Source organism: Rhodoglobus sp., assembly GCF_053580035.1.
This window is the reverse complement of record NZ_JBMDVL010000001.1, coordinates 1,548,824-1,561,351: the sequence shown is the minus strand read 5'-3', so window position 1 is coordinate 1,561,351 and position 12,528 is coordinate 1,548,824. Positions and strand designations below refer to the sequence as shown.

13 protein-coding genes are annotated in these 12,528 nt (G+C 59.6%); 10 read left to right on the top strand and 3 right to left on the bottom strand.

Translation table 11 applies throughout. The features are described 5' to 3' along the window. Positions 1-19 precede the first annotated feature (19 nt). Both ACOH1Z_RS07645 and ACOH1Z_RS07640 read left to right on the top strand, forming a co-directional pair. On the top strand, positions 20-664 hold the full coding sequence (locus ACOH1Z_RS07645; RefSeq protein WP_449647848.1) for a hypothetical protein: 645 nt from the start codon (positions 20-22) through the stop codon (positions 662-664). Further along, positions 665-910 carry a hypothetical protein gene (locus ACOH1Z_RS07640; RefSeq protein WP_449647847.1) on the top strand — a complete coding sequence of 82 codons (246 nt, stop codon included), beginning with the start codon at positions 665-667 and terminating at the stop codon, positions 908-910. It abuts the gene before it with no gap. Between the two features lie 403 nt (positions 911-1,313). Here ACOH1Z_RS07640 and purB read toward each other — a convergent pair whose 3' ends face one another. Both purB and ACOH1Z_RS07630 read right to left on the bottom strand, forming a co-directional pair. Then, entirely contained in the window at positions 1,314-2,705 is a 1,392-nt protein-coding gene (gene purB, locus ACOH1Z_RS07635) for an adenylosuccinate lyase (RefSeq protein ID WP_449647846.1), read from the bottom strand. An 8-nt stretch (positions 2,706-2,713) separates the two neighbouring features. Further along, positions 2,714-3,244, bottom strand: coding sequence for a low molecular weight protein-tyrosine-phosphatase (locus tag ACOH1Z_RS07630; protein WP_449647845.1), 531 nt, complete (start codon positions 3,242-3,244; stop codon positions 2,714-2,716). Between the two features lie 125 nt (positions 3,245-3,369). Here ACOH1Z_RS07630 and ACOH1Z_RS07625 point away from each other — a divergent pair, with 125 nt between their 5' ends. Together ACOH1Z_RS07625 and ACOH1Z_RS07620 are read left to right on the top strand one after the other, a co-directional pair. Next, positions 3,370-3,630, top strand: a complete 261-nt coding sequence (locus tag ACOH1Z_RS07625) for a hypothetical protein (RefSeq protein ID WP_449647844.1) — start codon at positions 3,370-3,372, stop codon at positions 3,628-3,630. Beyond that, positions 3,620-5,047 (top strand): hypothetical protein, encoded by a 1,428-nt coding sequence (locus ACOH1Z_RS07620; RefSeq protein ID WP_449647843.1) that lies wholly within the window; start codon positions 3,620-3,622, stop codon positions 5,045-5,047. Before ACOH1Z_RS07625 ends, ACOH1Z_RS07620 begins: the two co-directional genes overlap by 11 nt. Before the next feature lie 51 nt (positions 5,048-5,098). Here the strand turns inward: ACOH1Z_RS07620 and ACOH1Z_RS07615 are convergent, their stop codons facing one another. Further along, positions 5,099-5,494: a phage holin family protein gene (locus ACOH1Z_RS07615; RefSeq protein WP_449647842.1), complete on the bottom strand. Its 396-nt coding sequence runs from the start codon at positions 5,492-5,494 to the stop codon at positions 5,099-5,101. Positions 5,495-5,621: 127 nt separating this feature from the next. Between ACOH1Z_RS07615 and ACOH1Z_RS07610 the strand changes: the two genes are divergently transcribed. The 6 genes from ACOH1Z_RS07610 (at position 5,622) to ACOH1Z_RS07585 (ending at position 12,527) form a co-directional block, all read left to right on the top strand. Further along, positions 5,622-6,713 carry a histidinol-phosphate transaminase gene (locus ACOH1Z_RS07610; protein ID WP_449647841.1) on the top strand — a complete coding sequence of 364 codons (1,092 nt, stop codon included), beginning with the start codon at positions 5,622-5,624 and terminating at the stop codon, positions 6,711-6,713. Between the two features lie 4 nt (positions 6,714-6,717). Next, positions 6,718-7,833 carry a thiamine pyrophosphate-dependent dehydrogenase E1 component subunit alpha gene (locus tag ACOH1Z_RS07605; RefSeq protein ID WP_449647840.1) on the top strand — a complete coding sequence of 372 codons (1,116 nt, stop codon included), beginning with the start codon at positions 6,718-6,720 and terminating at the stop codon, positions 7,831-7,833. Next, entirely contained in the window at positions 7,833-8,807 is a 975-nt protein-coding gene (locus ACOH1Z_RS07600; protein WP_449647839.1) for an alpha-ketoacid dehydrogenase subunit beta, read from the top strand. Before ACOH1Z_RS07605 ends, ACOH1Z_RS07600 begins: the two co-directional genes overlap by 1 nt. A 14-nt stretch (positions 8,808-8,821) precedes the next feature. After that, positions 8,822-10,213, top strand: coding sequence for a dihydrolipoamide acetyltransferase family protein (locus ACOH1Z_RS07595; RefSeq protein WP_449647838.1), 1,392 nt, complete (start codon positions 8,822-8,824; stop codon positions 10,211-10,213). A 60-nt stretch (positions 10,214-10,273) separates the two neighbouring features. Next, positions 10,274-11,422 carry an AI-2E family transporter gene (locus tag ACOH1Z_RS07590; protein WP_449647837.1) on the top strand — a complete coding sequence of 383 codons (1,149 nt, stop codon included), beginning with the start codon at positions 10,274-10,276 and terminating at the stop codon, positions 11,420-11,422. A 133-nt stretch (positions 11,423-11,555) separates the two neighbouring features. Continuing rightward, a complete protein-coding gene (locus ACOH1Z_RS07585; protein WP_449647836.1) occupies positions 11,556-12,527 on the top strand; it encodes a metal ABC transporter solute-binding protein, Zn/Mn family in 972 nt (323 codons plus the stop codon). Position 12,528 lies beyond the last annotated feature (1 nt).

Below are 12,528 nucleotides of genomic sequence, written 5' to 3'. Positions count from 1 at the left end.
TCAGAAAGAAGGCGATCGCTTGACTAGTGCTCACACCGAGCCGCTGCCGGCATCCACCGCGTGGTACGTGCCGTTAGCCCGAGCAATTCCCGCGATTGCTGTCGCTATTGCCGTCACATTTTCGGCAGACCACTCCGCACGCCTGGGACTTGTTACTCTCGCGAGTTTCACCCTCGTCGCTGGCGCCGTGATCTTGACCGCCAGCGTGCTGTCACCGCACCGCGGCATCCAGCGCACCCTCTTGATTACTCAGGGTGTCGTTACGGTGATGACCGCAATTGCCGCATTCGTTGCCACCGGAGGCGGGCAGGCGTATTTCGTCTTCCTGCTCACCGCTTTCGCTGCAATCACCGGCTTTATCGAGCTCTACCTCGGACTACGAAGCCGCGGACGCGACGCATCATCGCGCGACTGGGTGTTCGTTGGATCACTGACCGCGATCCTCGCACTCGTCGTGCTGCTGGTTCCACCGGGATTTGCTCAGCCGTACACGGGACCTGACGGCGTCGATCGAGAATTGACGGCATCCATCGTGGTCGTCGGGCTTCTTGGAGCTTATTGGGCCATCCTTGGGGTGTATTTGGTGATTGCTGCGCTCTCACTCAAGTGGAGCAGCAACGATCACATCGCGGCCACCGCAGCCGTGCAACAGAAAGAGGACTAGGTGGATTCCCCCAACAAGCGTGACCGTACGCGCCCAGCCGAGATGCTCGGCCTTTCTGGAATCTTTGCGGTTTTCACGGGACTCGTCGTATTCATGTCCACTCGCGAATGGATGCTCGGCCTCATTTTCGCCGGAATCGCCTTCATCGTCTCGCTCGTGACTATCGCGATGCTCGTGCTCGCTATCCGGCCCGACAAAGACGAACTGCTCGATCTCGACGAGCAGGATCGCGACTCAGCGCACTAGCGGGCACCGGGCCACACCTGCCGCATCTGCCGCGGTTGTTGCCGTTATTGCCGTCGCGGGCGGCGTCCCCTGCACTGTCTCTGTAATTGCCGCTGCCACGTTTTCCGTGCCCTGCCCTGTGCCCCGTTTCCCCTTTCCCCCGTTTCCCCCTGCCCTTTCCCCCTTCGGAAATTCAGGAAAATCGGGCTCGCCAACGAATCGGCTTGCGGGACTTCCGCGCGATTCCCACGATCTCGCTGCACGCCTCAGTAGCTTTTCCTGAATTTCCGAAGGGCGCGGACGGGGGTGGCGTCCAGAGACGGTCGCGGCTTTAACGCAAAAAGCCAGCCTCCGTGAAGAGGCCGGCCTTGTGCCGCGCGCGAGTTACTAGATCGTGCGTGAGTAACGAGAACGCGCGCGTGAGTTACTTGCTGTCACCGAGGTAGTCGACGAGCGAACTTGCGAGCCCAACATAGGTGGCTGGAGTCAGCGTCTGCAGGCGTGCTTTGGCATCCGCACCAATGTCGAGCCCGGCGATGAACTCGCTGAGGTCGGTCGCGTTGATGCGCTTGCCGCGCGTGAGCTCCTTGAGGATCGCGTAGGGGTCGCTGATGGTGCTGCGACCAGCAGTGACCTCTGCGCGGATGACTGTCTGGATGGCCTCGCCGAGAATCTCCCAGTTGCTGTCGAGATCCGCATCGAGAGCAACAGGGTTGAGGGCGATCTCCTTGAGGCCGCGCTCGATGTTGTCGAGAGCGAGCAGCGAGTGGCCGTAGGCGACACCCACGTTGCGCTGCGTCGTGGAGTCGGTGAGGTCGCGCTGCAGGCGAGAAGTCACCAGGGTTTGAGCGAGCGACTCGAGAAGCGCGCTCGACAGCTCGAGGTTTGCTTCGGCGTTCTCAAAGCGGATGGGGTTGATCTTGTGCGGCATCGTCGATGAACCGGTCGCGCCCGCCTGCGGGATCTGGCGGAAGTAGCCCATCGAAATGTACGACCACACGTCGGTGCAAAGGTTGTGCAGCACACGGTTGGCGTGGCTCGTGGCCTGGTACAGCTCCACTTGCCAGTCGTGCGACTCGATCTGTGTGGTCAGTGGGTTCCAGTCAAGCCCCAGGGACTCCACGAACTCCTTCGACAGCGCCGGCCAGTTCTGCTCGGGGTCTGCAGCAAGGTGGGCGGCAAAGGTGCCGGTAGCTCCGCTGAACTTGCCGAGGTAGCTGATGCCCTCAATGCGAGTCAGGATGCGCTCCAGACGGTATACAAAGACCGCGAACTCCTTGCCCATGGTGGTCGGCGTCGCCGGCTGACCGTGGGTGTGAGCGAGCATCGCGTTGTCGCGCATGAGCTCGGACTGCGCCCGAAGCGCATCGAGCACGATACGAAACTTAGGCAGCCAGACCTCGCGCACGGCATCGGAGATGGTGAGCGCGTAGGAGAGGTTGTTGACGTCTTCGCTGGTGGCGGCGAAATGGGTGAGCTCGGCGATGGCGTTGAGGCCGAGTTCGTCAAGCTTGGCGCGCACGAGGTACTCGACGGCCTTCACGTCGTGGCGGGTCGTGGCTTCGAGGCGAGCAAGCTCATCGATCTGCTCTTGGCCGAAATCAGCAGCGAACGCGCGCAAGGCGCTGGTGTGCTCAACAGAAAGAGCAGTCGAACCGAACAAGCTCTTGTCGGTGAGGAAGATGAGCCACTCAACTTCGACGTGCACGCGGGCCCGATTCAGTCCTGCTTCAGAGAGGTGCTCGCCCAACGCCGAGACGGCAGGGCGGTAGCGGCCATCAAGAGGGCTTAGTGGTTGAACGGGCAACGGGCTCATGAGGCTCCCTAGTTGTTGGCGGAGTGTGCTGTGATTCCTGGCGTGATCTGACGAAATAGTGAGCCGCAGGCCCTCTCGATCATGCCGAGGACATGGTCGAAGAGTGCGGCATCCGAATAGTAGGGGTCTGGCACGTCTATGAGATGAGCGAGTTCGCTATCAAAGCCCAACATGGGCTGCACTTTTGACCGGTCTTGGTCGCTGGGTGCCCAGGTGCGCAGAATTCGTTCTTGTCCTCGATCAAACGCAACGATGAGGTCAAGCTTGTTGAACCATTCGGGGTCAAACTGGCGGGCTCGATGCCCAGAACCATTGTAGCCGCGCGCCGCGAGGGCGTTGATGGTGCGGTCGTCGGCCGGCTCGCCAACATGCCAATCGCCGGTGCCAGCGGAGGCAACGACAATGCGGTCTTCGAGGCCAGCCTTGGCGATTAGGTCCTTGAAAACAGCCTCTGCCATCGGGGAGCGGCAGATGTTGCCGGTGCAGACAAAACAGACTTTGAATGTCGTCGAGTCGGAGAGTGTACGCTCGAAGGTCATGCTTCATTGTCGCGCAGTTTCAACTCCCCAACAGCGGTGGTTCAGGGATTGGTCTTCCTGACTTCTCGCGGACACCTTAAGCAAGGGGAAAGTTTCAGCACAGTTGAGTCATCGGAAGGCGATAGATGACAAATCCCATGGATGTGACGGCCAGCGTCGCACTCGAGTTTCAGGCTCAACAACTCCGCATGATTAGCGAACGGCTCTCTTATGTGCGCTCGCTGCTGCCGAAACACGGCATCAATTGGCGTGGGCCAGCCCAGCAGGTGTTCGATTCCGGCGTGCAGGAGTTGCATCGGGATCTTGCGAGCGCGTGCACGATGATCGAGACGGCGGAACAGCGCACCATGAATGCTCTGAGTCAGATGAGTGCTCGTGTCGGATGAGCTCAGCATCTCGGGCGGTGGCAGTCATGCGATTGCCACTGACGAGATGCTCAGCAGCGCGACGGGCCTCGTGCGCGCAGCAGAAATGACTCGCAGCGTTGTTGGTGCCATAGACATGGTGGATGCTCGGCTCACCACGCGGCAGCTTGAGAGCTTGGGCATCCCGAGCGCAGCTGCTTTCGCTGAAGCTGATCTCGACAGTGCGCGCACCACGCTCGACCTCCTTGCTCAGCGAGCAGAGCTGATGAGCGGGCTCGTGCGAATCGCGGCAGAGACCTACGGCTGGGGTGAAAACATTGCGCAGAATCTCATTCGGCGTGCTGCGGCTGATGCAGCAGCCGGCTTCGGGTTCCTTTTTCCTGCGTGGGCGGGTCTCGTCCTGTTGACGACTCCCCTGCTCCCGTTTCTTACCGGTGCAGGGATCGCCGCCTTCCTTATCAGCAAAACCAATCCGGAGTTCGCCGACAAGGAATGGATGACAGCACAACTGACGGAACTCATCAGCGATCCCGCTTTTTTGCGTGCTCTCCGACACGGAGTTATGACCGTTGATGAGTTCACTGCTGGCGCTGGAGGTGTGCCACCCGCTGTCGTGTCGGCTTTGAGTGCGGCTGGCTTGATCGGTTTGGGTACATCTGCTGGGTTTATTCAGAAGGCAGGAGGAATTGTTGGCGTGCTGAAGGAGACCCCTGTTGTGTTGAAGAGCGCGACACAGCCTGAGCCAGTCGAGGCGGTGCAGACCTTCGAGGAGCGTGTCGCGCGCATCCCACAACCCACTCCCGAGCATCCCGAGCAGATTCGGATTGAGAAATTTGAGACCCCCGGAGAACCCGATCGATTTGAGGTCTATATCGCAGGAACCGTTGAATTTGCGATTTCAGATAGCGATCAGCCACTCGACGGTACGAGCAATCTTTCGCTTGCAGCCGGACAGCAATCTGGTGCAGTCTCGGCGGTGGCCGCAGCGATGCGTGAAGCGGGAATCACCAGCGAAACCCCGGTTACTTTCAGTGGTCACTCGCAAGGCGCCGCTACCGCAGCTCGGCTCGCTGAATCTGGTGAATACAACACCGTGGGCGTCTTCACGGTTGGGGGCAACCTGGGGCAAATTGACATTCCTGACGAGGTGCGCGCGGTTGTCGTAGAGCACACCGATGACCTTGTTGTCGCTGCCGGCGGGCTACAAGACAATAGCCAGGCGCTCGTCGTAGAACGGCAAGCGTTCGGAGAACGCGCGCTTCCGGAAGGTGTGCCCGTTCCGGCCCATCAGGTCACCGAATATCGAGAGACCGCTCGGCTCATGGACCAGTCGGGCAGTGACCAAATTCGAGAATCAGCCGAAGCGCTGGGTGAGTTTACTCGCGGCGCGACAACCTCCACCGTCACTAGCTACCACTATGAGCGAGTAGAGCCTTAGGCGGCGAAAAATAGCGGAACAATAACGGGGAAACCGCGGCGGTAATGCTGGCTAGCGCTGTTTGCCCACAATGGGTCGAACCAGGATTCCGATGAACCAGCTGATCATTCCCAAGACAAGCGCACCGAGGACTCCCCACCAGAAACCGTTGACGACGAGACCGAAACCGAAGAGGCTCGAGATCCAGCTGACCAAAAGCAACAGCAACCCGTTTACTACGAGCGCAAGAAGACCAAGAGTGAGAACGTAGAGCGGAAAAGCGACGATTCGAATCAGGTTTCCCAAAACACCGTTCACGATTCCGAACACTGCAGCAACGATCAAGAAGGTCAGTACAACCTCAAGCGTTCCGCCTGGCTCGAAGGGAACCAGCTCAACACCGGCAACAAGCACCGTCGTAAGCCACAGGGCAAGAGCATTGATCAGCAGGCGCACAACGATTCTCATGGTTCAACTATGCACCCCCGATTTGTTGGGCCGCAACGCCTGCGACCGGATCCACGCTCGCGACGGCGAATAAAGAATGTCGCGGCAGCACAACAACTACACGGGCTCACGCCTCTAGGCTGGGGCAGTGACCTCACAACGCGTGCAGCTTCGGCCAGAAATTGCGGCCATCGTCCCCTACCGTCAGGGTGCCCCCGCTGAAGCTGACGCGTTCAAACTGTCGTCAAACGAAAACCCCTTCGAGCCACTGCCCTCTGTGCGTGAAGCCCTCTCCACCCACAGCATCAACCGCTACCCGGATGCCTCGGCCTACGCCTTGCGCACCCACATTGCCTCCCGCTTCGGGATAACCGCAGAAAATGTGCAGGTCGGCGCAGGTTCCGTTGCCGTACTCGCACAACTCATCACCGCGGCTTCGGCCCCCGGTGATGAAGTCATCTACGCGTGGCGAAGCTTCGAGGCCTACCCCCTGCTGGTCTCCGCAAGCGGCGCCACAAGCGTGCAGATCGCGAACGGAGCCGACCACCGACACGACCTAGCGGCAATGCGCGATGCCATCACGGCATCCACTCGAGTTGTCATCGTGTGCAGTCCCAATAACCCTACGAGCACTGTTGTCACCGATTCCGAGTTCCGTGAATTCATGGCGGCCGTTCCAGAGAACGTGCTCGTCGTTCTTGATGAGGCCTACCGCGAATTCGTCACCGATCCCGAAGCGGTGCGCGGCGAAACGCTCCTCGGCGAGTATGCGAACCTCGTTCTGCTGCGCACATTCTCCAAGGCCTATGGCCTTGCTGGCCTGCGAATCGGCTACGCCGTGGGCCCCGAATATGTGATGGATGCGGCGCGAGCGGTAGCAATTCCGCTCTCCGTAACAGAATTAGCGCAGACGGCAGCTATCGCATCCCTCGAACATGAAGATGAATTGTTGGAGCGCGTGGCCCGAATAAATGCTGTTCGCGATCGCATCGTGGCTGGGCTGCGCGACCAAGGCTGGGATGTGCCTGCCCCGAGCGGAAACTTTGTTTGGCTGCCGACGGGGGCAGTAACCAATTGGGCTGCAGAGGTTTTTCGTACCAACGGAATCGTCGTTCGTGCGCTCGGTGATGGCCTCCGAATCAGTGTCGGTGAGGAAGAATCTGTGGAGAAACTCCTAAGGGCAGCGCAAGAGGTTGTGAGTTCTCGCGAAAACGAACCCGCGCGAGCCACGTTAGATTAGTCGAATGTCTTATACCGCCGCGACGGTTCAGCTGCTGTCTCCCGAGGGCACGCTCGTTCACAGCGATGCCAGCGAACAGTACCTCCCGTATGTAGACAAGCTCAGTGATGACGCTCTTCAGGAGCTTCACCGTCATATGGTCGTGATGCGCCGCTTCGATATTGAGGCCGCGAATCTTCAGCGCCAAGGTCAGCTTGCCCTCTGGGTGCCGAGCCACGGTCAGGAAGCCGCTCAGGTGGGTTCGGCTCTTGCCGCGAAGCCACAGGATCACCTTTTCCCGTCCTACCGCGAACATGTCATTGCGTTGACGCGCGGCGTTGACCCGATCACAATTTTGTCGATGTTCCGCGGGCTCAGTCATGGTGGTTGGGATCCGAAGGATCACGACAACTTCCATCTCTACACTCTGGTCATTGGCTCGCAGACGTTGCACGCCACCGGTTATGCCATGGGCCTTAATCTTCAAGGGTTGACGGCGACTGGAAACCCAGACAAAGATGCCGCCGTCATGGTGTACTTCGGCGATGGTTCAACGAGCCAGGGCGATGTCAGCGAAGCAATGGTGTTCGCTGCGAGTTACCAAACGCCTCAAGTGTTTTTCTTGCAGAACAACCACTGGGCAATTTCCGTTCCGGTGTCACGTCAGTCGCGCACGCCGCTCTATTTGCGCGGCGAGGGGTTCGGCATCCCGAGCGTTCAGATCGATGGCAACGACGTACTCGCAAGCTTCGCTGTCGCGACCGCCAATTTGGATGCTGCACGCTCCGGTCAGGGGCCCCGCTTCATTGAGGCGCTCACCTACCGCATGGGCGCCCACACTACGAGCGACGACCCCTCGAAATATCGGGATAACAGCGAGCTCGAGTTTTGGGCTCAGCGTGACCCGATCACTCGCTTCGATGCGTATCTGCGTGCTCGGGGAGCGAGTCAGTCGTTCTTTGACGAGATCGCCACCGAGGGTGATGATTTGGCGGCAGACATCCGCAAGCGCATTCTGGAATTGCCGGTTCCGGCAACGTCAACCCTTTTCGATCACGTGTATTCCGACCCGCACCCCGTAATGGATGCGCAGCGCCAGGCGCTCGCCGACTTCGAGGCATCGTTTGAGGAAGGTCACTAATGACTGAGACGATGACAATGGCGAAGGCCCTCAATGAGGGTTTGCGTGCGGCGATGGCCGACAGCACAGTGCTGCTGATGGGTGAAGACATTGGGCCGCTTGGCGGCGTTTTTCGGGTAACCGAGGGGCTTCAGGCCGAGTTTGGCGATAACCGAGTGATTGACACCCCGCTCGCGGAGTCAGGCATTGTCGGTACCGCGATCGGACTTGCCATGAGCGGATTCCGCCCCGTGTGCGAGATTCAGTTCGATGGTTTCATTTTTCCCGGCTTCGATCAGATCACCTCCCAACTGGCAAAGCTGACGGCCCGCCACGAAGGCACCCTGTCGATGCCGGTTGTGATTCGCGTTCCTTATGGCGGACACATTGGTGCGGTCGAGCACCACCAGGAGAGCCCGGAAGCGTACTTCGCTCATTCCGCTGGCCTTCGACTGTTGAGTCCCGCTACCCCTCATGATGCCTACTGGCTCATTCAGGAAGCCATTGCCAGCAATGACCCGGTCATGTTCTTTGAGCCCAAGTCGCGCTACTGGCAGAAGGGTGAGGTCGATCGCGAGTCGAGCGGCATCGCCACTCACGCGAGTCGCGTTGTGCGTGAAGGCACCGAAGTGACCCTTGTCGGTCACGGCGCCATTGTGTCAATGCTGTTGCAGGCAGCAGAGATCGCCGCTGAGGAGGGAACGAGTGTGGAGGTCGTTGACCTTCGATCGCTCTCCCCTATCGACTACGAACCTTTAGTGGCATCCGCTCAAAAGACGGGTCGCGTTGTTGTTGTTCAAGAGGCACCAGGGAATGTCAGTGTGGGCTCCGAGGTTGCCGCTACGGTATCTGAGCGCGCATTCTATTCACTTGAGGCCCCGGTGCTTCGGGTGAGCGGCTATGACACACCGTTCCCTCCCGCCAAGCTGGAATCCGTGTATTTGCCCAGTGTTGACCGCATCTTGGATGCTGTTGACCGGGCGTTGGCCTACTGACGAAGGAGGCCCTTGTGGCTGTATCTGAATTTCCTCTCCCCGATGTGGGCGAGGGGCTTACCGAAGCCGAGATCGTCTCCTGGAAGGTTGCGCCCGGTGATGAGATCACGGTCAACCAGGTTCTTGTCGAAATCGAGACGGCGAAGTCGCTCGTAGAGCTGCCATCGCCCTTTGCGGGCACGGTGCAGAAGTTGCTCGTCGAGGAGGGTGCGACGGTCGAAGTCGGCACCCCGATCATCAGCGTTCAGTCCGTTGGTGGTTCGGTTGAGCTCACCGCCCCCGGTTCTGGCGAAGATGAGAGCCACGGGATGATGTCCGATGTCGGCTCTGAGAGCAGTTCGGTTGATGACGCTGCCGCTGCTGTCGCTGACACGGCATCCACGATTGCCAACGAAGACGACAAGCCAGGCGCTGTGCTCGTGGGTTACGGCACAGGCGGGCACGTAAGTTCACGTCGCCGCAAGGGTGCGCAGCCGTCGAAGGATGACGCGGCGGCAACCGCTGCGTCGAAGCCGCGTCCGGCATCCGTTCCCGCTTCTTTCGCGAGCCCGATCATCGCGAAGCCGCCCATTCGCAAGCTGGCGAAGGATCTGGGGGTTGAGCTCTCGGAGGTCGACGCCACAGGTCTTGCCGGTGAAACCACGCGCGAGGATGTGATTCGTCATGCTTCGCAGGCGAGTGTCTTCCGCAACATCGAGACTCCGGAGTGGGGCGGCGACCGCGATGAGCGCATTCCTGTGAAGGGTGTGCGCAAGGCGATCGCTAAGGCAATGGTGCACAGCGCATTCACGGCGCCGCACGTGAGCGTCTTCACCGACGTGGATGCCACGCGAACCATGGAGTTCGTGAAGCGTCTCAAGAACTCGCCTGACTTTGCTGGGGTACGCGTTAGCCCGCTGCTGATTATGGCGAAGGCGGTGAACTGGGCGGTGCGCCGCAACCCGACCGTGAACTCGAGTTGGACTGACAAAGAGATCATCGTTCACCACTACGTGAACTTGGGTATCGCTGCAGCCACCCCGCGCGGACTCATCGTGCCGAACGTCAAGGATGCTCAGGACCTGAGCCTCTTCGACCTTGCGAAGGCGCTCGAACAGTTGACGTTGACGGCGCGCGATGGCAAGACGCAGCCCGCCGAAATGTCGAATGGAACGATCACGATCACCAACATCGGTTCCTATGGCATGGACACGGGTACGCCAATCATCAACCCGGGTGAGGCCGCGATTGTGGCGCTCGGTTCGATCAAGCAAAAGCCGTGGGTTGTCGATGGTGAAGTGCGCGCCCGCTATGTCACCACTGTGAGTGCGAGTTTCGACCACCGCATCGTTGACGGGGATGTCGCTAGCCGCTTTGTTGCTGACCTAGCGAGTGTGCTCGAAGAGCCTGCTCTCCTGCTCGACTAGTTCGTCAAACCGCTCGTGTTGCGCGGATGCTCGTGAGGGGCGTGCGACTATTCTGGCGGCATGAGCAAGTCGAAAAGTTTGTCAGGTTCCGAGCGCAACGCTGATTCTGAGCGCACTGGTCTGCACTCCATGTGGACGGACCGTCTTGGTGCGTGGTCAACGAGGGCGCTGCAGGTGTTGCTACTGCTCACGCTGGCGTCGGTGACCATCTTTGGATTGACCCAGCTGAAGCTCGTTGTTATTCCGGTGCTGATTGCGTTGATTCTTGCTGCGGCTGCGAGTCCGCTGGTGATGTGGATGCGGCGGCGTGGGGTTGGGCGGATGCTCTCCACCTGGATCACTTTGCTTGGCGGAATTCTGGTGCTCGGCGGTCTCATCACGGCTGTTGTGTTTGCCGTGCGTGACCAATGGTCTGAGCTTGCGACCTCTGCGACGGATGGGTTCGATCAGCTCAAGGAGTTTGCACTCCACGGGCCGTTCCCCATTGATCAAAATGCTCTTGACGAGGCGTGGAACGCAATTCTTGATTTCTTCACGAGCGCATCCTTTGGTCTCGGTGCGATTCAGGGGGTGTCTGCTGCAGCTCAGGTTGTGACCGGACTGCTTCTCGGCGTTGTCATCCTGTTCTTCTTCCTCAAAGATGGCGACAACATTTGGGAGTTCTTCTTGCGGCCCACGCACGGTGTACGCCGTGAGCGCGGGCACCGCATTGGACGCACAGCCGTAACCACTCTCGGCGGCTATGTTCGCGGAACCGCCATCATCGCCGCGGTAGACGCTGTAGGAATTGGTGCGGGATTGCTGATTCTGCAGGTGCCGCTGGCTCTCCCGCTTGCCGTGATCGTGTTTCTTGGTGCTTTCATCCCTCTGGTCGGCGCAACCGTTGCCGGCATTCTGGCCGCCCTCGTCGCGTTGGTGACGAATGGGTGGGTTGTTGCCCTGATAGTTCTCGGCATCGTGGTGCTCGTCAACCAGCTGGAGGGCAACCTGCTTCAGCCCATTGTCATGGCACAGTCTTTGAGCATCCACCCCTTGGTCATTTTGGTGGCATTGACGGTAGGAACCGTTCTCGGCGGGATCGTTGGTGCGGTGCTCTCGGTGCCGATTGCGGCCGTTGGTTGGTCGATCATCAAGACGTGGAATGAATCGGGTGATGTTCCGGCGGATGCGCTCGAAGAGTCGGAGGAGCCGGCCGTCGAGTCGTCCTAATGGGATGTGAATGATCTGAGCGCCAATTCTTGTGCGGGGCTGGGTTCGATTCGCGGTGGCAGACCGTGGCGTATATGCTATTGATAACGAATCTCATTACCGCTACTAGCTTCGGCTTTAGAAGGACACTCAGATGTCTCGCTTGACCTCTCCTCGATCGCTCACCCTCACCGCAAGTGCCGTGCTGGCGGTCTCCGCTCTCACTCTCTCCGCTTGCTCATCAACCACCCCCGTCGCCGACGATGGATTGATCGCCGTTGTGGCGTCAACCAGTGTTTACGGCAACCTCGTCGCTACGCTCGGCGGCGACGCCGTGTCTGTCACAAGCTTGGTCGACGGCGTAGCGCAAGATCCGCACAGTTACGAAGCCTCAGCCCGTGACCAGCTCGCAGTGTCTCGTGCGGAACTCGTCGTACTCAACGGTGGTGGCTACGACCCATTCGCTGAAGCGCTGTACGAAGCTGCCGGGGCATCCGCAATTCTGGTCACCGCCGTTGATGCTTCTGGACTCCTCGAAGATGATCCAGAACACGACGAATCGAAAGACCACTCCACCGATGACGGCCACGACCACATCGAGGGTTTCAACGAACACGTCTGGTACAGCTTCCACGCGATGGAGCACATCGCCGAGCACATCACCGAGGAATTGACCGCGATCGACCCGGCCTCCAGCGATCAATTCGACACCAACCTCGCGGCCTTCCTCGCCGAGCTTGCCAGTCTCGAAACGCAGACAGAACAAATCGCAGCGTTGGCCGCTGACCGCAGCGTCGTCGTCACGGAACCGGTAGCGGTGTACCTGCTCGAGGCGGCCGGGCTTCACAATGACACCCCAACGGAATTCACTGAAGCGATCGAAGAAGGCACAGACGTTCCACCAACCGCGTTGCGCGATGTGCTTGCTCTCCTCGAATCAGGCGACGTCGCCCTGCTGGCCTACAACGAACAAACAGCCAGCCCCGAAACCGAACGCGTGCAATTGTCTGCCGTTGAGGCTGGACTCCCGGTGGTGTCGTTTACCGAGACGCTGCCAGAAGGCTCAAACTATGTCGAATGGATGTCGTCAAACCTCGATGCGCTCGCAGCAGCACTTGCCGAATGAC

Coding starts and splice junctions, on each gene's coding strand:
- ACOH1Z_RS07625 (WP_449647844.1), top strand. CDS start 3,370: ATGACAAATCCCATGGATGTGACGGCCAGCGTCGCACTCGAGTTTCAG.
- ACOH1Z_RS07590 (WP_449647837.1), top strand. CDS start 10,274: ATGAGCAAGTCGAAAAGTTTGTCAGGTTCCGAGCGCAACGCTGATTCT.
- ACOH1Z_RS07600 (WP_449647839.1), top strand. CDS start 7,833: ATGACTGAGACGATGACAATGGCGAAGGCCCTCAATGAGGGTTTGCGT.
- ACOH1Z_RS07615 (WP_449647842.1), bottom strand. CDS start 5,494: ATGAGAATCGTTGTGCGCCTGCTGATCAATGCTCTTGCCCTGTGGCTT.
- ACOH1Z_RS07605 (WP_449647840.1), top strand. CDS start 6,718: ATGTCTTATACCGCCGCGACGGTTCAGCTGCTGTCTCCCGAGGGCACG.
- ACOH1Z_RS07630 (WP_449647845.1), bottom strand. CDS start 3,244: ATGACCTTCGAGCGTACACTCTCCGACTCGACGACATTCAAAGTCTGT.
- purB (WP_449647846.1), bottom strand. CDS start 2,705: ATGAGCCCGTTGCCCGTTCAACCACTAAGCCCTCTTGATGGCCGCTAC.
- ACOH1Z_RS07585 (WP_449647836.1), top strand. CDS start 11,556: ATGTCTCGCTTGACCTCTCCTCGATCGCTCACCCTCACCGCAAGTGCC.